We start from the raw sequence: 23,303 nt of genomic DNA, 5'->3' as shown, positions 1-23,303 counted from the left end.
TTCCACGGTAGGATCTTTGGCCCGCTAAGGGAGTCCCTGTCAGTACCCCTAACAGCAGTAACTCCTTCCATTCAGGGAAAGGAGGTTAGATGGAAGCATCCAACAACGTTCACCACGCAGGAGAAACATGCCTACCGCTAACGCTTACGCTGCCCCCTCGGCCACGGGCGACCTGACCCTGACCACCATCGAACGTCGCCAGGTCGGTCCGAACGACGTCCACATTGACATCAAGTTCGCCGGCATCTGCCACTCGGATATCCATACTGTTCGCGGTGATTGGGGCCCGCAGCAATACCCCTTGGCACCTGGCCACGAAATCGCGGGTATCGTCACCGAGGTTGGCTCGGACGTCACCAAGCACAAGGTGGGCGACCGCGTAGGCGTCGGCTGCATGGTGAACTCCTGCAAAGAGTGCAAGAACTGCCTTGCCGGTGAGGAACAGTATTGCCTCAAGGGAAACGTAGGCACCTACGGCGCCGTTGACCGCGACGGCACCATCACGCAGGGCGGCTACTCCAGCAACGTGGTGGTGAATGAGGACTTCGTCGTCACCATCCCGGAAGGTTTGAACCTCGACGTCGCCGCGCCGTTGCTGTGCGCCGGCATCACCACCTACTCGCCTTTGCACCACTGGGGCGCCGGTCCCGGTAAGAAGGTTGCCGTCGTTGGTCTTGGCGGACTCGGCCACATGGCTGTCAAGATTGCCGACGCCATGGGCGCCGAGGTAACAGTGCTCTCGCAGTCGCTGAAGAAGATGGAAGACGGGCTCGAGTTGGGTGCGGACCACTACTACGCCACCAGCGATCCCGCCACGTTCGAACAGCTCGCTGGCACCTTCGACCTCATCATCAACACTGTCAGCGCTTCCATCGACATCAGCGCTTACTTGCAGCTGCTGACGCTTGACGGCACGTTGGTCAACGTTGGTGCGCCCGCCGAGCCGCTGCCGGTCAACGTGTTCTCGCTGATTATGGGTCGTCGTCGCTTTGCCGGTTCCGCGATCGGCGGTATCCGCGAAACTCAGGAAATGCTGAACTTCTGCGCAGAGCACGGCCTTGGCGCCGAGATCGAGGTCATTCCGGCCAGCAAGATCAACGACGCCTACGAACGTGTTCTTGCCTCCGATGTCCGCTACCGCTTTGTCATCGACGCCTCCACCATCGGCTAGATACGCAGCATTCCAATAGCACCACCTGAGAAAGGCCACGCCCCCTTTGAGGGCGTGGCCTTTCCACTGCCACGCAGCATGGACAATGGTCTGGTGACTTTCAGACTGGACACCATCGGTAGGGGACTGGTCTTTGCGGAATCCCTCGCTAAGCTTGCTACCGCTTTGAAAGACCAAAGCGACGGCGGCACTGTAGTCGGCGGAACGGCAGTTGTGCAGGCGCCTCCGGGCACAGGCAAGACCACACTGGTTCCACCGCTGCTCGCCAATCTCGTGTCCGAACAGAACCCGGGCCAGCCACACGTCGTCGTCACCCAACCCCGGCGCGTAGCCGCCCGCTCAGCCGCACGCCGCCTCGCCACGCTGGACCGAAGCCGCCTGGGTGGCAGGGTGGGCTATTCAGTCCGAGGTGAAAGCAAAACCAGCCCGGAAACCGTGGTTGAATTCGTCACCCCAGGCATTCTCCTCCGGCGTCTCCTGGCTGACCCCGGACTTGAAGGCGTCCACGCCGTGGTCCTTGACGAGGTCCACGAACGTGGACTCGAGACGGATCTCTTGGTCGGCATGCTCGCGGAGGTCCGTGAGTTGCGCGGTGACCTCACGCTGGTGGCCATGTCGGCAACCCTCGATGCCCAGCGTTTCGCAAAGCTTCTTGGGACAGGGCTCGACGGCGGTGGGCCGGCTCCCGTCGTCGACTGTCCTTCCGCGCTGTACCCGTTGGAGGTCCAGTGGGCTCCGGCCCGGGAGCATCGATTGGATGCCCGGGGAGTATCCCGGAGCTTCCTCGATCATGTGGCCCACACGGCGGCGACATCCCACGCGACTGCCCTGAGCCGGAACCCCGAGGTAGATGCTCTGGTTTTCCTTCCAGGAGCCCGGGAAGTTTCCGACGTCGCCACTCGTCTTCGAGCGCTGCTGCCGCACGGTGTGGAGGTGCTCGAGTTGCACGGCCAGATCGGTCCGGAAGCCCAGGACCGCGCGGTATCCGGCCGTGAACCCGGCGGGCCGCCCCGGATCATTGTGTCCACGTCGTTGGCTGAATCATCCCTGACTGTCCCCGGCGTGCGGCTGGTCATCGACTCGGGCCTTTCAAGGGAACCGCGAAGGGACGCTGGCCGCGGTATGTCCGGACTTGTGACCGTTTCCTGTTCGCGGGCTTCGGCAGATCAACGCGCCGGCCGTGCAGCGAGACAAGGACCGGGCCTGGTGGTTCGCTGCTATGACCAGCAAGCCTATGTTGCAGCTCCGGCACATCAAACCCCCGAAATCTCCGTTGCAGACCTCACCAGCGCTGCCTTGGTCCTTGCCTGCTGGGGCGCGCCGGGTGGTTCAGGCCTGCAGCTACCGGACGTACCGCCAGCCGCAGCTATGAACGATGCCGTGGAAGTCCTCCGGGAACTCGGTGCTGTTACCCGGGACGGAATAGTCACGGCCACTGGCAAGGCCTTGGCGCGCATCCCGGCGGATCCCCGGCTTGCCCGCGCCTTATTGGACGGATCGGCTGTTGTGGGCCGAGGCGCAGCGGCTGAAACAGTGGCACTCGTGGCCGGCGACCAGCGGGCACCCGGCGCGGACCTTACGAAGCTGCTTACTGCGTTGCGTTCGGGATCGGACCCTGGCGCGCGTCGTTTCGCGGAAGACGTTAAGCGGATGGAGACACTGATACAGAAGGAGACGCGGGTACGGCAGGAGGTTGCCGCCGTTGTGCATCCCAAGCCGCCTGCCGATGTCACGGCGAGGGAAGCGCCCGGCTTTGTGGTGGCGCTGGCTTTCCCGGACCGGGTGGCCAGGCGTGTAACTGGCGATGGATCCACCACGTACTTGCTCTCGTCAGGGACGCGGGCCGGGCTCCCTATTGGCAGTTCACTGTCCGGGCAGGACTGGCTTGCGGTTGCCGAGGTGTCGCGCGCCCAGGGGCGTGATGCCGCCGGCACGGGTGCGGTCATCCGTTCCGCCGCGCCGTTGTCGGCCGAACTGGCCGAAGCTGCCGCGCCCGATCTCCTCACGGAGGCGGTGCAGGCGAAGTTCGACCAAGGCCGGGTAATGGCCAGGCTGGAGCGCCGTATGGGCGCCATCGTGTTGTCCTCCACGCCCATCCGTCCCAATGCAGAGTCCGGCCGTCGTGCCGTGTCCGAGGCGTTGGAGAAGGCGGGTATGTCCATGATCGGCTGGTCGACCGCAGCTGATGCCCTACGCCGGCGCCTCGCTTTGCTGCACCGTGAGCTCGGAAGTCCCTGGCCTGACGTTCGCGAAACCGCCCTGTTGTCCAAGCTGGAGGACTGGCTGGGCCCGGAGCTGGAAGCGATGGCCACCGGCGCCTCGGTGAGTTCCATCAACCTCGTTGATCCACTGAGGCGCCTGCTCCCTTGGCCGGAGGCTGCCCGGCTCGAAGACCTCGTGCCGGAACGCCTGGCGGTGCCGAGTGGTTCGCGCGTCCGGATCGATTACCCCGAAGTTTCGGACAGCAGCGGCAGTGGTCACGACGACGGCCGCCCGGTGGTGGCGGTCAAGCTTCAGGAATGCTTCGGTTGGGATCGAACCCCACGTTTGGTGGACGGCAGGGTCCCGGTGTTGTTTCACTTGCTATCCCCGGCAGGAAGGCCGTTGGCCGTCACCGACGATCTCGCCTCTTTCTGGTCCGGTCCCTACTCCCAGGTTCGGGCCGAGATGCGTGGGCGTTACCCCAGGCACCCCTGGCCCGAAGACCCGTGGACCGCGCCGGCCACGGCAAAAACGAAGAACAGGATGTAGCCTCTGGCCTCAGGAGCGTCCGATTAAGCCTGCCGCTCCACCATGAACTGGATTTCCCCGTCCACGAACGTCCCCAGCACGCTGCTTGCGGCAAATTCATCCGGGCCGGTCGCCAAAGGATCGAGTTCGAACGCCGTGAAATCGGCGCGCTTGCCCACGGTGATGGAGCCCGAAACGTCCCACTGGCCTGCAGCTTTCGCTGCGTGGGAGGTGTATCCCTCCAGTGCTTGGAGCGCTGTGAGGGCCTGGGACGGTGCGATGGGTTCCTGCCCCGGATTGCCCGAACGACGGCGCAACTGGGCGTCCGCGATGATTGGAAGCGGCTCGTAGGGCGCGATGGGCCAGTCAGAGCCGATACCCAGAGTGACTCCGGCGTCGCGAAGATCACGGCAGCGCCATGCCCGGTCCGCCCGCTCCGCGCCAAGACGGGTTGACCAGTTGTCGCTGTGATCCGCAAGGGAGTAGTGGGTGCAATGGGTCGGCTGCATGCTGGCCACAACGCCTGCACCCTTGAATCGTGCCACCACCTCATCGGGCACGGTTTCGATGTGCTCGATCCTGTGGACGGTTCGGCGCAGGACGTCAGCAGGAACAGCGTTTCGCAGCGATTCCAGGGCCTCCAACACATGGGCAACCCCGGCATCGCCGATAGCGTGCGTGGCAGTGGGGATACCGCGGGAGGCAAAGTACCGGACGGCGGTGGAGTATTCTTCGGGCCGCGGCCAGAACGGCGCGGTGGATTGGCCATGAACATCAGGTTCGTAGAGCCAGGCTGTTCCGTTGTCCACGGTGCCATCGACGAAGAGTTTGATGGCCTCAATGGACCAGCGCCGGCCTCCTGTGCCGATGCTGCGCGCCAGTTCTTTCCATTCGGCTTCGCCACTGCCCGGCATGCACCACGGCGCGGTCCGAAGCCGCAGCGGGAGTTCGCCGTCCGCCTCCAATGCCTGGAAGAGTGCGGTGGATTCCTCGCTGTGGTCCATGATGTGGCCGCCCGTCAGGCCTGAGCGGGCGAAGTCTCGAAGGAGTTCGGCGAGTCGCACTTTGCGTTGGGCGAAGGACTCTTGCGGGATGTGGCGCTGCACCAATTCCATGGCTGCGGCTTCGAGCAGGAGCCCGGTGGGAACGCCGTTTGCGTCGCAGACCACCTCAGCGGCTTGGTCGAATTCGAACCGGCCATGGATTCCGGCCAGTTCCAGGGCGCGGCTGTTTGCCAGTGCCGAATGCCCATCGAACAACCGGATGAATGCAGGCTGGTCGCCGGAGACGCCGTCCAGCACGCTGCGATGTAGCGGAACTGTTCCGAAGGCGTTCGGGTTCAGTCCCCACCCACGCAACCAGCCGTCGTCGTGCGTTGCTTCTGCTCGCAGAAGTGTGAGGACTTCATCCAGCGACGTAGCGGCGGCGAGGTCGACGCCGATTGTCAGGTCCAAGCCGAACACCGGGTGGAAATGGCAGTCCACCAATCCCGGTGTGAGCGTGGCGTCTCCCAGATCCACTACACGGGTGTCCACCTGTTGCCAGTCCCTGGCGTCTTGGCGGCTGCCGACCGCGACGATCAACCCGCCGCTGACAGCGACGGCTTGGACGGGCTGCTCATGGTGTTGCTCACCCATGGTGTGAATGGTGTCGGCAAGGACGATGAGGTCAGGAGTCATGGGTTTCAAAGCTTCCAATCCGGGAGAAGACGTCAGGGCGGGTGGTGCGCAGCCTGCGGGCGACCAGCAATCCTGTAAGGAACACAACGGGCGCGACCAGGAGCAGGATGGTGTTGGTCAGCGCATCCGCAAAGGTGAGGAGTTCGATGTTGATGGCGGTCAGTGCCACCACGCCGAACAGCAGGATGGCCGAGGTCACGCTCAGGGGAATGAGCAATCGGTGTGTGGCCGCGGCGGGGTTCCGCCGTAAGTAGATGAACGCTGCTACCGACACCAGACCCTGCAGGGCCACGATCCCGAAGATGCCCGGCGTGTTGACCCAGATCAGCAGTTGCTTGTAGGGGTCCGCGCCGGCGACGGCGCAAATGATGATCACGACGGCGGCCAGAATGGTCTGGATCTGCCCGGCGCGATGCGGGGACTTGTACTTGGGGTGGGTCCTGCCAAGGAACGCGGGGAGCACGCCGTCTTTGGCGAGCATGTACACGTAGCGGTTGATGGCGTTGTGGAAGGCCAGCTGGGAGGCATAGACGCTGGTCACGATCAGCACGTACATGACTACTTCCGCCCAAGGGCCCACGTATTGGTTGATAGTGGCAAAAAACATCCCATCGGCCAGTTCACCGGCGGCAACAACCACATTTCCATCCCCGTAGGCCTGGATGACAGTCCACACAATGAAGGCGTAGAACACGGACATGAAACCCACTGCAATATAGGTTGCCCGGGGAACGGACTTATCAGGGTTTCGGGCCTCGCGGCGGTACAGCACGGTTGATTCGAAGCCCATGAAGGCTGCGAAGCAGACAGCCAGGATAGCCAGGACACCTGGCGTGAAGGCATGCTCGGGGGAGAAGGAAGCGAAACTGATCCCTTCAGCGCCGCCACGTGCAAGGATCCCGAAGCCCATGATGGCCAGGATCGCAGTTTCGGCGATGAGCAGCACGCCAAGGACCTTGGCGCCAACATCGATGCCCCGATACCCCAGGAACCACACGGCCGCGATGGCTACCAACGCGACGGCCGGCCAGGGCACGTCCCAGCCGAAGAGTGCGAGGAGCATGGCTTGGGTCTGGACGGCGAACAGTCCGTAGACGCCGATTTGCAGGCAGTTATAGGAAACGATCGCCAAGATGGCTGAGGCCAGGCCCACGGTTTTGCCCATGGCCAAGGTGATGTAGGTGTAGAAGCCGCCAGCGGCCTTGACGTGTTTGGTCATGGCCATGAAGGAGACGGCGAAGACCAGCAGGACCGCTCCGGCAATGGCGTAGCCCATGGGGGCGCCTATGCCCCCAACGCCGATGGCTACGGGTGCCACACCGGCCATTACGGTGAGGGGAGCTGCTGCGGAGATTACCAGGAAGGCAATACCGCCGGTGCCAATGGCATTCCGTTTGAGCCCATTTCCGGCGTCTGCTGCCGGTGGTCGGGTTTCGAGGTCAGACATGGGGATCCTCTGGGGTGTTTGGGGAGGGGAGATTTCAGGAGAAGCCGAACATAAAGCGAAAGGCTTTCGTTTATCGTAGGTCCTTGTGACCCCGCGCACAATACCTCGACGCAAACTTCTGACTAGAGTCGTAACAACAACCTTGAATGGAGACACCCGTATGGCACGCCCGCTGGTCCCGCTGATATCGATTGACGCACTCGTCACCGCTGCCCTTGAGCTGGTGGACGAGGCAGGGGACTTCAGCCTGCCGAAACTGGCTAAACGGATTGGCGTGAGCCAATCCTCCATTTACAACCATGTGAGCGGGCGGGAGGAGATCCTCGAGCTCATGCGTGGCCGGATCATCTCCGAGAGCCCCTACGTCCTGGAGGACGAGCAGGATTGGGAGGCGTCACTTCGCGCTATTGTCCGGAGTTATCGCGACGCCTTCGCCCGCCATCCAAAACTCGCGCCTCTGCTGGTACTCCAAACTGTTCAGGACGCCCAAGTCATGGCACTCTACGAGAACCTGGCGGTGGCCCTCGAAGCTGCAGGATTCCGGGGCCGGGATGTGATGTCAGCGATTTCAACTATTGACAGTTTCGCCCTGGGTTTCGCCTTGGACCTGGCAGCACCCGACGTCGTCTGGGCTCCACCTGCTCAGGGGTACCCTGCACTCACCAGCGCCTTGGCTCACGCAGGACCCTCTGATGAACGAGGCGAGGCGGCCTTCGAGTTCGGCCTCGAAATCCTCATCGCCGGACTGCATTCCCGTCTTCAGTCGACGGTGCTGTGAATTCGGCAGCCCCGGGATCCTGGAAGATGCCTTGAATCTCGCGCAGGATTGGTGGGACGCGGTGATCCGCGGCTTCACCGACACTCACACCACCGCGGTGCCAATATCTGCCCTGCTGGGCATCCTGGCGTGCGCCGTCGTCCTGAGCATCCCTCGCGCAACCTGGAGGTGGTTCGGCCTCTACGTCACTTTCGTCCATGAGCTGGGGCATGCCTACGCCGCACTCATGACGGGACGCTTTGTCCATGGGCTCCGGATCGGCCTCGACCATTCGGGGCGTCTTGTCAGTAGTGGCCGGAGCGCCTTCGGGGCAGCGTGGTCCGGATTTTGGGGCTATCCTGCGCCGGCTGTGGTTGGTTTGTGCCTGATCGCTGCCTTTGCGGCGGGCCGGTCCGGCGCCGCCATGTCCATCGGGGCGCTGATCCTGCTGGTTTCTCTCATCTTCCTGAGGAACCTGACCGGCATCCTGGTGGCAGTGTTGAGCGCTGCAACCGCGCAGCTCCTGATCCTGTTCGCGACGCCCACGGTAGTCAACTATGTAGTCCTGGCGCTCGGCGTCGCCCTATCCGTGGGCGGTGTTCGGGATCTGTTCAAACTTGCCGGCGTGCACACCCGACGCCGCGACCGCTTGGCCGCCTCTGATGCCTTCATTCTTGGCCGCACCACGGGCGTCCCGGCATTCGTCTGGCTGACCGGATTCACGGCGGTGATCGCTGGATGCGCCGTAGGGTCGGTGTGGTTGCTGTGGGGGCTGCTTACCGTTTAATGCGGTAGTTGACCGGCGGTCAAGAAACCCGACGGCGATTGTCCGGCTTTCGTCGCCGCCAGGCCTTGCCTGTGGTCGCTTCAGGGTGTCCAATCCTCTTTAACGTTCGAACTGGATGGGTTCGGACACCGTGCCGGGATACAACACCAGGAGGTGCCCATGTCCGCGAAGGGCACGCGCGAAACAGCAAAAGGAGCCGGACCTGGCGCAACCGACGCCAGACGCGGTGACAATGGGGCTGCCCTCGCCGCCAGCGATCCAGCAAAAATCCGGAACGTGGCGCTCGTGGGACATTCGGGTGCGGGCAAATCGATGCTGGTGGAGGCCTTACTGGCCGCAACAGGTGCCATCACCCGGATGGGGTCCATCAGCGAAGGCACCACTGTCAGTGATTCCGACCCCTCCGCGATTCACCAGCAACGCTCGGTCACGTTGTCTGTAGCCCCGATTCTCGTGGGGGATATCAAGGTCAACCTGATCGACACCCCCGGCTACACCGACTTCACTGGCGAACTGCGCGCTGGTTTGAGGGCCGCAGATGCGGCCCTTTTCGTTGTGTCCGCTGTTGATGGCATTGACGGTGCCACCGTTGCGTTGTGGGGCGAGTGCGAGAAGATCCGAATGCCGCGTGCGGTGGTAGTCAGCAAACTGGACCATCCGCGCGCTGACTTCAGTGCCGCCGTCGTGCGTTGCCAGGAAGCGTTCGGTGAGGCTGTCCTCCCGCTGTATCTCCCAGCCGTGGGCAACGCCGGACTCATCGGCGTGCTCCACGGCACTGAGAATCCCGACAGCACAGAGAATCCCGACAGCACTGAGAATAAGGACCTGGAGCCGGCCTCGGACGTCGAAGCAGCCAGGGGACCCCTCATCGAAGGCATCATCGCCGAAAGCGAAGATGAAACCCTCATGGACCGGTACCTTGGCGGTGAAGAACTGCCACTCATGGACCTCATCACCGATCTTGAAACTGCGGTCGCACGGGGCAGCTTCTTCCCGGTTATGCCGACGTCGGCCGAAACAGGCCTGGGCCTTCCGGAACTCATGGCACTGTTGACCGATGCTTTGCCATCGCCGCTGGAACGCAGCACCCCTGCGGTCATGAAACTGGACGGCTCCTCGCTGAAGCCCTTGCCGTGTGACCCGGCCGGACGGCTCGCCGCAGAAGTAGTGCGAACCACCGTGGATCCATTCCTCGGCCGTGTCTGCTTGGTGCGGGTCTTTTCCGGGACCCTGCGGGAAGACTCTTCGATCCATATCGGTGGAAGGGGCTTGGCGGACCGGGGGCACGAGGACCACGACGCCGATGAGCGCATCACCCATCTCTACTCGCCTGTGGGTTCGAGCCTTAAAGCCATTCCGCAGTGCGTTGCCGGTGACATCTGCGCCATCAGCAAGCTGGCAAGCGCGGAGACAGGCGACACAGTCTCGGACCGTGAGGCGCCGCTGCTCATCGAGACCTGGAACATGCCCGAGCCTTTGATGCCTGTAGCTATTGAAGGAGCTTCGCGCAGTGATGAGGATGCACTTGCCAAGAGCATCGGAAAGGTTGCAGCAGCCGATCCAACGCTTCGTTTGGAACGTAACCAGGACACGCACCAACTCATCCTGTGGTGCATGGGAGAGGCCCACGCCGAAGTGGTCCTGGACAGGCTGCGGAACCAAGGCGTCAAACTCCAGACCGTGGATGTCATCACACCCCTCAGGGAAACCTTTGCCACCAAGGCAACCGGACATGGGCGGCATGTCAAGCAATCCGGCGGCCACGGACAATTCGCCATCTGTGACATTGAGGTTGAGCCACTTGCCCGCGGTGAGGGTTTTGAGTTCACTGACAAAATCGTGGGCGGGGCAATCCCCGGGACGTTTGTCACATCCGTCGAGAAGGGCGTCCGCTCACAAATGCTGAAGGGTGTCTCCGCCGGATTCCCGGTGGTGGACATCAAAGTGACGCTGGTAGGTGGAAAAACCCATAGTGTGGACTCCTCCGACGCAGCCTTCCAGGCGGCCGGCGCGTTAGCCCTGAGGGAAGCTGCGGCCACGGCCAGGATCCAGTTGCTGGAACCCGTCTCGTCCGTTGTCATCAGCGTTCCCGACGAATACGTGGGCGCGGTGATGAGTGATCTGTCCGGACGCAGGGGTCGTGTGACCGGCACTACCGCCGCTGACGGTGAAGGAACCGAAATCAGTGCTGAAGTGCCGGACCAGGAACTGCTGCGGTACGCCATTGAACTCCGTGCCCTCACTGCAGGCACGGGCCGTTTTCGTAGGTCCTTCCTTCGCCACGAACCTCTGCCGAAGCAGACCTAGGCGTTTGCCCTCAGGAAAGCAGCAACCGCCGGGGCAAGTGACGCCCCAACCTCGGCCGCCCCACGTTTCAGGCCCTTGACCGCGAACGAATGGTCACCGCCCTCACTCCACTGGAGTGTCGCCGTCGGGCCTATCTTCGCCACCACTGCCTCCAACAGATCCGGCGTAGCGAACGTATCGCGCGTGCCTTGGAGAAACAGCATGGGCACAGTGACGCCATAGAGGTGTTCATCCCGCATTTTCTCCGGCTTGCCGGGTGCGTGGAGCGGATAACCAAGGTACACCAAACCCCTTGCGGGCATGCCCTCGGCCACTGCCATGGAAGCCATGCGTCCACCAAAGGATTTGCCCGCTGCCCACAGGGGTTCACCTTCGCCTAGCTCGGCTGCTTTGTCCATTACTGCCCGCCACGTGGCGATAGCCAGCGGCGGGCGGTCCGGGAAACGCCTCCCAGCCTCGCGGTAGGGAAAGTTGAAGCGTAACGTGGCTACGCCTTCGCCTGCCATCGCACCAGCGAAACCCTCCAGGAACGGGTGTTCCATTCCGGCTCCCGCCCCGTGTGCCACAACAACGGTGGCGAAGGGCTGCGGCGGCCGGATGTGGAGGGCGGACACTTCGGTTTCACCGACGGCGATGGTCACGGATGTTTCAGTGTTTGGCATGCCTCCATCATTGCCCACGACACCAAAACGCATCGGGTGCTGACGCGCAGGGCTTAAACGCGGTAGCTTGTGGCCATGGCGAGCGAAGCAACCACCGTTACTGTCCCTGGTCCTGACGGCCCCCGCGAGGTCAGGATTTCGAGTCCAAGCCGGGTGATGTGGCCTGATGCTGGATTAACCAAGCTGGACCTTGCCAACTACCTCATCGACGTCGGCGAGGCTTTCGTAACGGCAAACGGGAACCGGCCGATCAGCCTTCAGCGCTATTCGGGCAGCATTGAAGGCGACATGTTCTTCTCCAAAAATCCCCCCAAAGGCGCCCCGGAGTATGTCCGTTCCGTACCCGTGACCTACCCCAGCGCCCGTTCCCACCCGCAGTTGGTGATCGACGAGCCGGCGGCTGCAGTGTGGGCAGCCCAGATGAATACCGTGGTGTTCCATCCTTGGGCGTCCCGGGCCAATGATCCCGACAATCCGGACCAACTCAGGATCGACCTGGATCCGCAACCTGGCACAGACTTCGACGACGCCATCCCAGCCGCCCTGGAACTGCGCTCCGTACTGGACGAAGCCGGCCTCACGGCGTTCATCAAGACCTCCGGCAACCGGGGACTCCACGTGTATGCGCCCATCCATCCCAAGCATGAATTCCTCGACGTCCGGCACGCCGTGATCGCCGCTGGACGCGAGTTGGAGCGGCGCATGCCGGAGAAGGTCACTACAGCCTGGTGGAAAGAAGAACGCGGGACCAGGATTTTCGTGGACTTCAACCAAGCCAACAGGGATCGGACTATTGCCGGGGCCTACAGTCCCCGCGCGGTACCTACGGCCCAGGTGTCCTGCCCGTTGACGTGGGACGAACTGGAGAATGCAGATCCTGCGAAGTACACCATTAAGACAGTCCCGGATCGCTTGGCTAAAGTAGGCGACCCCTGGGAATCCATGCACCATCACCCGGGCGACATCGACGTCCTGCTGAAGTGGTGGGAGCGTGACGTCAAGAACGGTCAGGGCGAAATGCCCTTCCCGCCGGAATTCCCCAAGATGCCGGGCGAACCCATGCGCGTGCAGCCGAGCCGGGCACGCACCCCGGAGGAGTAGGCCGGAGAAACTGCAGCGGGAGTGCGTGTGCCGCGACGTCCAGCGAGGGGGATACCAACTACCGCACTCGCATGCGGCTGGCTTACCAGCGGATTGTTGCTCAGCGGCTTCTTCCTCAGCGCCTGCACGGAAACCCCGGAACCGCAGCCGATTCAGCCCACCACCGCCGTACCGCTTCCGCCAACAACTGTTCAACCTTCGACGACGGCCACTCCTGCCGCACCCACGCTCACCACATCTCCGGTGCCCACGGAGAGCGCCGCTACCACCCCTGCGTTCCAGGAGCTACGCGCCACTCTTGAGCTCTTTTCGCGGGAGAAGCTGGAAGAAGGGGCGTCGGCTGTCCTCATCAAAGCGAAGGTCGGCCGTCAGGAGTGGACGCTCGCAGAAGGAGTCCTGACCAGGGAGGGACAAGCTGCTGTGCAGCCGGGTGACCGCTTTCCTGTGGGTGACCAGTTCCGGACATTGATAGCAGTCTCCGTCATGAAGCTCGTGGAAGAGGAACGGCTGGGGTTGGATGACCCCGTCACGGCATACCTTCCCGGCTCCCTCACGGCAGGGAGTCCGGTGACGATCCGCCAGCTTCTTGGCGACGCCGCTGACGTGCCTGCTGCTGACCTGCCCGCCGCAGCGGCACCCGATGCCGATGCCCTGTTGAGCCAGCTGGTGGAGCATCTTCGAGGTGCGCCGCTGGGGGCTGTCTTGAGGTCGGACGTCCTGACGCCCTTGAACCTCCAATCCACGGAGTTCCTGAATGCGGACTCCGCTGTCCCCGATGACGTCATTCACGGTTACGTCAAATTGGAGGGAGAAACCGTGGACGTTACCGGCACCGGGCTCCCGGACGGGATCGCCAACGGAGGGCTGGTGTCCACTGTGGAGGACATCTCCGTCTTCCAAGCCGCTCTCCTAAGGGGGCAGTTGTTGTCCCCGGCGAGCCTTATTGCCATGAAGGGCACAGTGTTTGCCGACTATGGCCTCGGCCTGGACCACTGGGATGACCGCTGCACCAACGGCTTCTACTACGGCCATGCAGGAGACATTCCAGGGTACGGAAGCATTGCCATCAGCAGCGCCGATGGCAACCGCCAACTGTCCATTTTCATGGCGTATCCGCCGCAGCCAGTCTCCTCCCAACCGTCAGCACAGGCGTTGGAAATGACAGGCGTTGCACAAATCGCCCTGAATTCCGGGTGCCGTTTCCAATTCCGGTAGCGGCCATCAACAGTCCGGCCGATTATTCGAATCGGGAGGGATCGCCCGTTCCGTAGCGGACAACCTCGGCCACGCCGCTGGAAAAGTCGATCACGGTGGTGGGCTCTGCGCCCGTGTCGCCCGCATCGATGACGCCGTCCACTTGGTTGTCCAGGCGCTCCTTGATTTCCCAACCCTGGGTCAACGGTTCTTCCTCATCCGGCAGCAGGAGCGTGCTGGAGAGCAAGGGCTCGCCCAGCTCGGCCAGGAGCGCCTGAACCACACGATGGTCCGGGATGCGCACTCCCACGGTTTTCTTCTTCGGATGCAGGAGCCGCTTGGGAACTTCGCGGGTGGCCGGGAGGATGAACGTGTAGCTGCCTGGGGTGACAGCCTTGATGCTCCTGAAGATGTCATTGTCCAACATCACGAATTGCCCCATCTGGGCAAAGTCCTTGCACACAAGGGTGAAGTGGTGTTTGTCGTCGAGGTGCCTGATGGTCCTGATGCGGTCCAAAGCTTCCCTGTTGCCGATCTGTGCACCAAGCGCGTAGCACGAGTCAGTAGGGTAAGCGATCAAGCCGCCGCCCTGGAGCATGTTCACCACTTGGCCGATGGCGCGTGGTTGCGGATCTTCCGGGTGTACATCAAAGAATCTGGCCATGGAAAGAGCCTACGACAAAGCTATGACAAGACGTCCTTGTTGGAGAATTTCGCGTACGCCATCGCGCCGCAAACAGCGATGTATCCGGTTTGGAGGAGTGCGTTCTCCCCGAAGGATGTCCACGCGATGGGCTGCCGCAGCAGGTCCGCGAAGCCCAGCCAGTGGTGGCTGAACAGCCAGGGGTGCAGCCACTCAAGCTGGGGCAGGTTGTCGAGCACCTGCGACACCACGGAAAGCACAATGGTGGCAGCCATGGCGCCCACCGGCACGTCCGTGAAGGTGGAGATCAGGAGACCGATTGCGGACAGCCCCAGCAGGGACACCGTGATGTAGGCAGCAATGAGCAATGACCGCATGGCCGACTCACCCACGCTAATTGTGTCGCCGGACAGCAAAGTCACCGGACCCACAGGAAAAAGTACGACGCCGGCCAAGGCGCCGGACGCTGCCACCGTTGCGGTCGCGGCGAAACAGAAAGCGACGGCCCCCGCATACTTCACCAGCAGCAGGCGTATCCGCCCGGCCGGAGCGAGGAGCAGGTACCGCAAGGTTCCCAGATTCGCCTCCCCGGCGATGGTATCCCCGGCCACCACGCCGACAGTAAGTGGCAGGAACAAGGGAACACATACCACCAAGGCAGTGACCGCGACGAACAGGCCGTTCTGGGTGATGCGATCCAGGAACAATGGCCCGCGGCCAGGAGCGGTGGGACGGGACGACAACTTGACGGCCACTGCGATCAAGATAGGTACGGCGGCGAGGGCGATCAGCATGGCCCACGTCCGGAGCCGCCTGAACAGCACGGACAATTCTGAGCCCAGGAGCGCCCATCCGATGCCAGGACGCTCGGCAGTCTTTGGGGGAGGACCAGTCGCTTGGGAAGGATCAGTGGTTTCAGCCGACAACGTCGAACCCCTCCCCGGTGAGGGACACGAAACGCTCTTCCAGGCTCGCGTTCTCCACTATGAAGCCACGGACCCGGACGCCGTCGGCAACCAACGCAGCTACGATCGCCTCCGGTTCAAGGCCGTTGATCCCGGTGCCCAACACCGCGGTGGTGCCCCACGGGCTGCCGGTTCCCGGCGCTTCGCCGGGAACCAGGCCAAGGCGCGTCAACACGCTGGACGCCAATTCGACGTCGGGCGTTTGCACCACAACGTGAGCCTGCCCGACAGCTCCCAGCTCATCCAGGGGACCCTGTGCCACCAAGCGGCCGGCGCTCATCACGCCCACGTGGGTACACATTTGTTCCACCTCCGCAAGCAAGTGGCTGGACACGAATACTGTGGTCCCGCCCGCAGCGAGGGAGCGAACCAGGTTGCGGACTTCACGGGTGCCCTGGGGGTCCAACCCATTGGTTGGTTCATCCAAAACCAGGAGCTCCCGGGGCCTGAGCATTGCGTTCGCCAAACCGAGGCGCTGCTTCATACCCAGAGAATATGCGCGCACCTTCTTTCCGGCGGCGTGGCCAAGTCCCACCCGCTCAAGGGCGTCGCGGACACGTTGCCGTCTGGTTGACGACGACCCATGACGGTCGGCGGCATCCAAGCGCAGCAGGTTTCCCGTCCCCGACAGGAAAGGGTAGAAACCAGGACCTTCCACCAAAGCGCCGACGTCCGGCAGCACGGAAGCCAACGCCTGAGGCATCTCCTTGCCAAGGACGCGGATGTCACCACTGCTTGCCGACGCCAGGCCCAGCAGCACCCGGATGGTGGTGGTCTTCCCCGATCCATTCGGTCCCAAAAAGCCGAACACAGAGCCGCGGGGAACTTCCAGGTCGATGCCGTCCACCGCCGGCCGATGACCGAAGCGCTTTACCAGTCCGTGCGTTTCTATGGCGAGATCAGACGAGCGGACTGGAATCGCGCGCTCAGTTGCACCAACAGAGGCGGCAGTCCGGGGTTCATTCACTGGGCGGCAGCGGCTGACTGAAGCCGATCCAAAGGCACCATGCCCGCAAAGATGCGACCGTCGTCGAGAATCAACACGTTCAGCAGCGAGGTCGTCAATGCCCGGCCGCCCCCAACAGGCTGCAGGGCTTGGGATAGCTGGGGATTGGACGTGAGTTCCGCCGGAGCAGAACCGGCGGGCAGGGAGACCACGGAATCCCAACCGTTGCCAGTGACGGATGCCCCGAGACCACGTACGTCAGGTACCGGGCGGGCGTGATCGGGTACCGGCGCAGATGGCAAGGCCATGGAAGGCGCGGGCTTCACAGGCAGTACTTTCTCAGTGACGGTGGCTCCCGGCGGCGGGGTGAAATTGAACAACCCAGCATCCGGCGTGGAAAGGTCCAACTGGGTGTATGCGCGCGAATAGGCTGGTTCGGCCTGTCCATTGGCCCGCACCTCGACGCCCAAAGGCAGGCCGGTTTCGGAGTCGACGTTGATGGTCACCGAGTCAACCAGGGTTTCGTTACTGCGTGGGTTAAGGACCAAAGAGTAAGCGCTGCGGCCCGCGACTGTTGTAGATTCAGCAGCTGTCACCTCCGTGCTGGCATCCACGGACGCGAGGAATCGGCTGGCCATGGCCTCCGGCGTTGGCATGTCTGGCGTTGGCATGTCAGGCGCAGGCATGTCCGGCGGGAGCATGTGTGGCTCGGATTTCTCCGGAACGGTCGGTTTGGCAGGTACGGTCAGATGCGTAGCGCTGTTGTCCCTTGAGTTGTAGAACCAGGCATCTACGCCATTGATGACCACGTCACGTTCGGCCATCTGGTCCAGAACTTGCAACCGTGCCCTCAGAGGTCCATCCACATAGACCCGGGCAGTGTGGGAGCCAGTCAGGAACTCCAGGGCAGAGACGGCGCCCGGGGCGATGCCTGGACCTGGCGTGGGAACTTCCGGCAACCCCAGCTCGGCGGTTTGCTGCACAGTGCCGGACAACGCACGCACCTCGGTACGCGCAATCATTGCCAGGATTTCTTCAGCTGGCTTCGGCGGAAGGGAAACGGTGGCGCCGGCTTGGACCGAGCCAAACAGTACTGCAATCGCCAAGGCAAGAGGAATCAACAGAGCCGGCAGCCACCGCTGCCTGGTCCGCGCCAATGCTACCAACCACCGATTGTGAGAGGCATGAATCCAGACTACTCCGGTTGGCTGCGCCGATCACCTGCCCGATTGCTCCTGGAACAGCTGACTCATACCTGGATCAACTGACGGGCCAATTCCACAGCACCATGGACCGGGGGCTGTGCAAGGATCCGGATCAAGGACGGATCTTCCAAGGACATCTTGCGCGCCACGGCCGCGGCGAGCTGGCTCTGATTCACTAACAGGGCGCCGGCCATGACCAACGGCAGGTCCAATCCGAGCTCGCCCATGACTTGTCGGGCAAGCGTAGCCAGCGCGTGCGCGGCCTCCGCTTGGATACGCAACGCCGCGGGATCGCCCTCCGCTGCCAGGTCCAGGACAAGCGGGGCCAAGCCGGCCCAATAATCAGGTTCGGGCTTGGCGTAGAAGGAGTCCATGAGCTGCAAGGCATCCACGCTGGCCGTAGCCGCCATGAGTGCTCTGACCAGGGTGCCGGGTTCCAGCCCCGCGTAGTACTCGCGGAGCGCCTCCCGGACGGCGTCGCGCACCACCGAGTAGCCGCCGCCTTCGTCGCCCAGCAGGTACCCGTAACCTCCGCTACGCGCTTCCCGTCCGTCACGGTTTCGGCCCCACGCCACAGACCCGGTCCCCGCAACCACCACTGCTCCGGCGTCGAGGCCTGCTGCCGCCAGCACAATTCGGGTGTCGTGCACGACGTCGATTTTGGCGCCGGGGAAACGCTCCGTGAGCAGGGCGGAGAGGACTGCACGACTGGCCGGAGTGTCTGCTCCGGCTGCTCCGGCACATACGGCTTCGATTCCGCCGCCCACGCTTGCGGCGATCCGGCGCAGCACGGCATCGGCTCCTTGATGCCCAACGGAGGACAGATTGGCGCTGGCCTCGGTGATTTCGACACCGGAGCCGGCCTGGGAGTCAACGTCGCCTTGTACCGTATCGGACCTGACAGCGTGCGTCTTGGAACCGCCTATGTGGAGGCCAAGAACAGCGGGACTCACAGGACCGCCGCCGACTCGGTGGTGTTCCACTGCTGTATTTCCTCCAACTGACGTCCCTTCGTTTCGGGTGCGAACTTTCGGATAAGTGACGGTCTTCGGAAGCGGTTCCAGTGCGGGTTTAGACCAACTCGATCAACATTGGCATAGACCAATAGCGTTGTCCATAAGTAGGATGTCCAATATGTCCAGCGAAGTAGAGCACGCAACGCCCAAATACTACCTCCTGAAAACCGAGGTACTCGGGCTGATAGCCGGACTCCAACCGGGCACACTGATTCCCACCGAGCGTGCCCTCGCCGAAAAATATACGACCTCCCGGACCACCGTCAGGCAGGCCATCAGCGAGCTTGTGGCTGAGGGAAAGCTGGGGCGCATCCAAGGCCACGGCACGTTCGTGGCGCCACCAAAGGTGACGCACGTCCGGCAGCTGACCTCCTTTTCGGATGACGCCCGGACCCAGGGCCTGCGGCCGGATTCCAGGGTGATTGCCCTCAGTGTCCTTCGTTCTGATGCGGAGGTCGCCGCCCATCTGGGGATTGACCAAGGTGAGTCTGTGACCCGGCTGGAGCGCATCCGATTGATTGAGGGGGAGCCGTTGGCGCATGAAATCGCCTGGCTTCCCGGGAAGCTGCCGCGATTCAAGTCAAACCTGGCCAAGACCGGCTCGCTGTATTCCGTTCTAGCGGATGTCTACGGGGTCAAGGTGGCCGACGTTGAGGACACGGTGGAGACAGCCCTCGCCGGGCCAGCGGATGTCAGGCTGCTGGGAATCGAAATGGGAGCACCATTGCTGGTGGTCCACCGTTTGGCCCGGGATGCGGCCGGCGCGCCGGTGGAGTGGACCCGCAGCGCATTTCGCGGCGACAGGTTCCGGTTCGTGTCGCGTGTGAAGTCAGGGAGCTAACCCGCCATCAGGAAACCGTAGCCCCGGCAGTTTCCCGCAGCGTGTTGCGCACAAACTCCGCACTCGGTTCCGCAGAGGCAGCGACGATCCGGCTGAAGAGGGCAATGCCCTCCGCCCCGGGCCAGTCCGCAGGCAGGAAGGCTGATGGCAGGCCGGGATCAAGGTAGGGGATGATCCGCCATCGGTCGATGCACTGGACATAGGTAGCAAACGCCTCAGGGGAGGGCTCCATGGCTTGACCGGCATGCCGCCGAAGCTCGCCATTGCCAGTCCCGTTGCCGCTGCCATGTTGACGAATAAAGTCCCTATGCAGCTCGGCGACTGCCTCCAGGTCCCACCATTTGGCCGCAGCATCCTGAAGGCTGCCACCCACCAGTGGTGTAGCCGTGACGAAGATTGTGGCCATGGCACGGAGATCAAGGTCGGAAAGAATTTCCTCCACTTCCACCCGAAGCGAATCAGGGCAAATCCATAGTCCGGCGGCAACCGTACCGCAGCCGATCCAGTGGAGCCTGCGCCGTAGCTGATGCCGCTTCTCGCGTTCCGTCTCGGGTATGGAGAAGGAGATCAAGCACCAGGGATCCGACGGTGACATGCTGCGCGGGTTGTAGATCCGACGATCCCCGCGGGCCAACATGCTTGCCGCGCCCTCGGTGAGGGTGAACCCGGGGACACCATCACGGGTCTCCTGCAACACCACGTCCTTCTTGCGAAGACGGCCCAGAGCCGTCCGGGTTACTGTCCCGGACGTGCCCAGGGCTTCCATGAGCGTCACTATGTCCCTGGCAGCCATCCAGCCGCCGGCATCACGCAGATACAGGCCGATGACGGTGCGCAGAAGCGACGTTGTACTCCCGGGGCGGGAGTCCATGTCGTCAAGGACGGCACTCATTTCCGGCTCACAGAAGGTCCGAGAGGACGTCGCGGATGGCTGCGACTCCCAGCTCAACCTCGGCGTAGCTTGTGCTCAACGGTGACAGTCCAATGCGCAGGCCGTGAGGGGGGCGGAAGTCAGGGATGACACCCTTTTCCCACAGCTTGGCGGTGACATCGGCGAAGAGCGGGTGGTCCACCGTGATGTGCGAACCACGTTCGGCGGGATTGCGGGGACTCACAATCTCCGCGCCAAGCGGTACCAGGAGCTCCTCGGAAAGCGCGATCGCGTACTCGGTCAGCTTGATCGACTTTTCACGGACGGCATCCATTCCCACCGCGGCGATCAATTCCACCATGTCCTTGAGGGGCTGCATGGCCAACACCGGAGGCGTTCCCGTGATGAACCTGCGCATGCCCGGCGCGGGCTTGTACGACTCCGTCATCCCGAACGGGTTATCCGCACCCATCCAACCCCAGATGGGCTGCTGCAAACGGTCCTGCTGTGACGCATTGACGTAAGCGAAGGCCGGTGAGCCTGGCCCGCCGTTGAGGTACTTGTAGGTGCATCCGACGGCAAGGTCAACGCCCCATTCGTCCAGGTTCAGAGGCACGGAGCCAACGGAGTGGCACAGGTCCCACAGCATGAGGGCACCGGCTTGGTGCACCTTGGCGGTGATTCCCTTGGCATCGGCCAGGAATCCGGAGCGGTAGGCCACATGGCTAAGGACAACCACGGCGGTCCGCTCGCCCAGCAGCCCGTCCAGATCCTCCGCCCGCACACCACTGGCAGGGTTCGCGGCGATCCATTTGATGCTCGCCCCGCGCTCCTTGGCGATGCCCTCAATAATGAACCGGTCTGTTGGGAAGTTGTCGCGATCGATGATGATTTCGTCGCGGCCTGGCTGCGCGTCGACCGCAGCACGGATCATCTTGTAGAGCATCACCGAGGTGGAGTCACCCACTGTGGTCTGCCCGGGAGCGGCACCCAAGGCCACTTCGCCGATGCGGTCGCCCACTACGGTGGGCTCGTCCATCCATTGCTCATCCCACCCGCGGATGAGGCGGCTGCCCCAGGCGTCCTGAACGAAAGAAGCCAGATTCGTGGAGGTGACCTTCAACGGGCGCCCAAGCGAGTTGCCGTCCAGATATGAGACGAGCTGATCGGCGTCGGGCGCGTAAAAAGCATCACGCTGGGCGGCGAGGGGATCAGCGGCGTCCAGCTCGGCCGACGTCGGATTTTGGGTCTGCTGTGCTGTGGTCATGGTTCCTCCTGCGGAAGTATTGGGCGGCAGTGCCCGGGCGGTGTTGCTAGTTGCCGATTTCGGTGCGGACGGCGTACAGCTCGGGGAAGAACGTGAGGTCCAAGGCGCGCTTAAGGAAGTCCACGCCTGAGGATCCGCCGGTGCCTACCTTGAAGCCGATGGTGCGTTGGACCGTCCGAAGGTGGCGGAAGCGCCAAGCTTGGAAGTTGTCCTCAATGTCCACCAGGTCCTCGCAGGCTTCGTAGAGGCCCCATGGGGTTTCGTCCGATTCGTAGATCTTCTGGAAGATGGGGACCAGATCTTTGCGGAACGTCCACGGCTCGCTCGTGTCCCGGTCAAGAATGTCGGCCGGGATGTCGTATCCGGCGCGCGCGAGGACCCTGAGGAAGGCGTCATACAGCGTGGGTTCCTCAAGGAGCTTTCCGAGCAATGTGTGAGCCTCGGGTTCACTTTCGAAGACGCGCAGCATGCCGCGGTTCTTATTCCCGAGCAGGAATTCGACGCCACGGTATTGGTAGGACTGGAACCCGGACGAGCTCCCCAGGAATCCGCGGAACTGGGCGTACTCACGGGGTGTGAGCGTTCCAAGCACGGACCATTGCTCAGTCATGGTGCGCTGGATGGCCTTGACCCTGGCGATGCACTTGAGTGCCTTGCCGAGGTTGTCGGCGTCGAAAAGCCGCCGGGCTTCCAGCAATTCGTGGAGGACCAGCTTCAGCCAGAGCTCGCTGGTCTGGTGCTGGATGATAAACAGCAGCTCGTCGTGATGTTCGGGCTCGCTAAGGGGGTGCTGGGAGCTGAGCAGGCGGTCAAGGTCCAGATATCCGCCGTACGACATTGCATGCCGGAAATCCGTACGGACAGTGTCCTCGATATCTCGGACGCTTTGGGCGGAATGGACTGTGGGCTTTTCCATACTTCGAGATTATCACTTCCATGACGAACGTCAAGAGAATGATATTTGGGGATCTTGGCACTCTGCTCCCGGCGGTCCAGCGCTACCCGCGCCGTTGTCCCGTAGGCTGAGGCTCAACCATTGGGGCTGAGGCTCAACCATTGGGGAAGGGGGGACTGGCCATGAACTCCAGGCAAGGCGCCATAGTGCCGGTTTCCGTTTATCTGGATGTCGACGGTGTAGTGAACCCCTTCAGCCCCACGGGAACCACTGACTGGGGTGGCGAATGGACCATCGCAGATGCAGGAATACTCGATGTCGCGTATGCGCCGGAAGTTGTTGCCGAACTCAACGACTTGGCGGAGCATCCAGCTGCGCGTTTCGTCTGGCTTACTACTTGGGAACGCCTGGCCCCCGAGTTTTTGTGCCCTGCCATCGGCTTGAAGGGGCATGACTGGCCAGTGCTGACCAGCCAAGGGTGGGACGAGGGCGCCGAATGGTGGAAGCTGACGGCCCTCCAAAAGGATCTCGTCACTGCCGGCAGCGAGCGGATCATTTGGCTTGACGACCAACTCAGCCAGGAGTCCGATGCCCGTTCCTGGGCCGAATACAGGCAGGATCGTGTGCTCTGCATCTCACCGGATCCCCGGAAGGGTCTGTCCCGCAGCGACCTCGCGGCCGTACGGGCGTATTTGGACTGAACCGGAGCATCCGCACGTTTGTCCGCTCACCGGATGGCACGTAGGATTCTTAAGGTTTCAAGCCCGCCAGAGTGAATCCCGCAAGCCGAGTCAGTTGAACAATTGCTGAACTATGCTG

Annotated in this window: 20 protein-coding genes; 9 read left to right on the top strand and 11 right to left on the bottom strand. The window is 62.8% G+C overall.

The genetic code is table 11. The features are described 5' to 3' along the window. Positions 1 to 127: 127 nt before the first annotated feature. Together M1D89_RS13385 and hrpB are read left to right on the top strand one after the other, a co-directional pair. On the top strand, positions 128 to 1,171 hold the full coding sequence (locus M1D89_RS13385) for an NAD(P)-dependent alcohol dehydrogenase (protein ID WP_498644117.1): 1,044 nt from the start codon (positions 128 to 130) through the stop codon (positions 1,169 to 1,171). A 78-nt stretch (positions 1,172 to 1,249) separates the two neighbouring features. After that, complete coding sequence (hrpB, locus tag M1D89_RS13380; protein ID WP_498644115.1) at positions 1,250 to 3,922, top strand: ATP-dependent helicase HrpB; 2,673 nt, start codon at positions 1,250 to 1,252, stop codon at positions 3,920 to 3,922. Positions 3,923 to 3,945: 23 nt separating this feature from the next. Here hrpB and M1D89_RS13375 read toward each other — a convergent pair whose 3' ends face one another. Then, the gene (locus M1D89_RS13375; protein WP_498644113.1) at positions 3,946 to 5,580 is read right to left on the bottom strand and encodes an amidohydrolase; all 1,635 of its coding nucleotides are present in this window, start codon (positions 5,578 to 5,580) and stop codon (positions 3,946 to 3,948) included. Further along, positions 5,570 to 7,027: an APC family permease gene (locus M1D89_RS13370; protein WP_498644111.1), complete on the bottom strand. Its 1,458-nt coding sequence runs from the start codon at positions 7,025 to 7,027 to the stop codon at positions 5,570 to 5,572. Before M1D89_RS13370 ends, M1D89_RS13375 begins: the two co-directional genes overlap by 11 nt. A gap of 160 nt (positions 7,028 to 7,187) precedes the next feature. On the opposite strand from M1D89_RS13370, the gene M1D89_RS13365 reads away from it, so the two are divergent. The 3 genes from M1D89_RS13365 to M1D89_RS13355 all read left to right on the top strand — a co-directional run bounded on the left by M1D89_RS13365 (position 7,188) and on the right by M1D89_RS13355 (position 10,878). Then, positions 7,188 to 7,805, top strand: coding sequence for a TetR/AcrR family transcriptional regulator C-terminal domain-containing protein (locus M1D89_RS13365; RefSeq protein ID WP_498644109.1), 618 nt, complete (start codon positions 7,188 to 7,190; stop codon positions 7,803 to 7,805). A 31-nt stretch (positions 7,806 to 7,836) separates the two neighbouring features. Next, entirely contained in the window at positions 7,837 to 8,571 is a 735-nt protein-coding gene (locus tag M1D89_RS13360; protein ID WP_498644107.1) for a M50 family metallopeptidase, read from the top strand. Positions 8,572 to 8,730: 159 nt separating this feature from the next. After that, on the top strand, positions 8,731 to 10,878 hold the full coding sequence (locus tag M1D89_RS13355) for an elongation factor G-like protein EF-G2 (RefSeq protein ID WP_498644105.1): 2,148 nt from the start codon (positions 8,731 to 8,733) through the stop codon (positions 10,876 to 10,878). On the opposite strand, the gene M1D89_RS13350 is transcribed toward M1D89_RS13355, so the two are convergent. After that, a complete protein-coding gene (locus M1D89_RS13350) occupies positions 10,875 to 11,540 on the bottom strand; it encodes an alpha/beta hydrolase family protein (protein WP_498644103.1) in 666 nt (221 codons plus the stop codon). The genes M1D89_RS13355 and M1D89_RS13350 overlap by 4 nt on opposite strands. Positions 11,541 to 11,615: 75 nt before the next feature. Between M1D89_RS13350 and ligD the strand changes: the two genes are divergently transcribed. Both ligD and M1D89_RS13340 read left to right on the top strand, forming a co-directional pair. Beyond that, positions 11,616 to 12,641 (top strand): non-homologous end-joining DNA ligase, encoded by a 1,026-nt coding sequence (gene ligD / locus M1D89_RS13345; protein ID WP_498644101.1) that lies wholly within the window; start codon positions 11,616 to 11,618, stop codon positions 12,639 to 12,641. 27 nt (positions 12,642 to 12,668) lie between these two features. Continuing rightward, the gene (locus tag M1D89_RS13340) at positions 12,669 to 13,856 is read left to right on the top strand and encodes a serine hydrolase domain-containing protein (RefSeq protein ID WP_498644099.1); all 1,188 of its coding nucleotides are present in this window, start codon (positions 12,669 to 12,671) and stop codon (positions 13,854 to 13,856) included. Positions 13,857 to 13,878: 22 nt separating this feature from the next. On the opposite strand, the gene M1D89_RS13335 is transcribed toward M1D89_RS13340, so the two are convergent. From M1D89_RS13335 to M1D89_RS13315, 5 genes are all read right to left on the bottom strand, one after another. Continuing rightward, positions 13,879 to 14,499, bottom strand: coding sequence for an L-threonylcarbamoyladenylate synthase (locus M1D89_RS13335; RefSeq protein ID WP_498644097.1), 621 nt, complete (start codon positions 14,497 to 14,499; stop codon positions 13,879 to 13,881). A gap of 20 nt (positions 14,500 to 14,519) precedes the next feature. Further along, entirely contained in the window at positions 14,520 to 15,404 is an 885-nt protein-coding gene (locus M1D89_RS13330; RefSeq protein ID WP_498644095.1) for an ABC transporter permease, read from the bottom strand. After that, positions 15,394 to 16,410: an ABC transporter ATP-binding protein gene (locus M1D89_RS13325; protein ID WP_498644093.1), complete on the bottom strand. Its 1,017-nt coding sequence runs from the start codon at positions 16,408 to 16,410 to the stop codon at positions 15,394 to 15,396. Before M1D89_RS13325 ends, M1D89_RS13330 begins: the two co-directional genes overlap by 11 nt. Further along, positions 16,407 to 17,546 (bottom strand): LolA family protein, encoded by a 1,140-nt coding sequence (locus M1D89_RS13320; protein ID WP_498650954.1) that lies wholly within the window; start codon positions 17,544 to 17,546, stop codon positions 16,407 to 16,409. Before M1D89_RS13320 ends, M1D89_RS13325 begins: the two co-directional genes overlap by 4 nt. 92 nt (positions 17,547 to 17,638) lie before the next feature. Next, complete coding sequence (locus M1D89_RS13315) at positions 17,639 to 18,577, bottom strand: N-acetylglucosamine kinase (protein WP_498644091.1); 939 nt, start codon at positions 18,575 to 18,577, stop codon at positions 17,639 to 17,641. Positions 18,578 to 18,719: 142 nt separating this feature from the next. Here M1D89_RS13315 and M1D89_RS13310 point away from each other — a divergent pair, with 142 nt between their 5' ends. Beyond that, positions 18,720 to 19,451, top strand: a complete 732-nt coding sequence (locus M1D89_RS13310) for a GntR family transcriptional regulator (protein WP_498644089.1) — start codon at positions 18,720 to 18,722, stop codon at positions 19,449 to 19,451. A 7-nt stretch (positions 19,452 to 19,458) separates the two neighbouring features. On the opposite strand, the gene M1D89_RS13305 is transcribed toward M1D89_RS13310, so the two are convergent. The 3 genes from M1D89_RS13305 to kynA are packed head-to-tail and all read right to left on the bottom strand — an operon-like array spanning position 19,459 to position 22,505. Then, entirely contained in the window at positions 19,459 to 20,343 is an 885-nt protein-coding gene (locus M1D89_RS13305; protein ID WP_498644087.1) for a PaaX family transcriptional regulator, read from the bottom strand. Positions 20,344 to 20,350: 7 nt separating this feature from the next. After that, positions 20,351 to 21,589, bottom strand: a complete 1,239-nt coding sequence (kynU, locus tag M1D89_RS13300; RefSeq protein WP_498644085.1) for a kynureninase — start codon at positions 21,587 to 21,589, stop codon at positions 20,351 to 20,353. Between the two features lie 46 nt (positions 21,590 to 21,635). Beyond that, positions 21,636 to 22,505: a tryptophan 2,3-dioxygenase gene (kynA, locus tag M1D89_RS13295; protein WP_498644083.1), complete on the bottom strand. Its 870-nt coding sequence runs from the start codon at positions 22,503 to 22,505 to the stop codon at positions 21,636 to 21,638. 161 nt (positions 22,506 to 22,666) lie between these two features. Here kynA and M1D89_RS13290 point away from each other — a divergent pair, with 161 nt between their 5' ends. Continuing rightward, positions 22,667 to 23,185, top strand: a complete 519-nt coding sequence (locus M1D89_RS13290) for an HAD domain-containing protein (RefSeq protein ID WP_498644081.1) — start codon at positions 22,667 to 22,669, stop codon at positions 23,183 to 23,185. The last annotated feature ends 118 nt before the right edge of the window (positions 23,186 to 23,303 follow it).

The organism is Arthrobacter sp. D3-18 (genome assembly GCF_054408525.1).
This window is presented reverse-complemented; position numbering and strand designations above follow the sequence as displayed.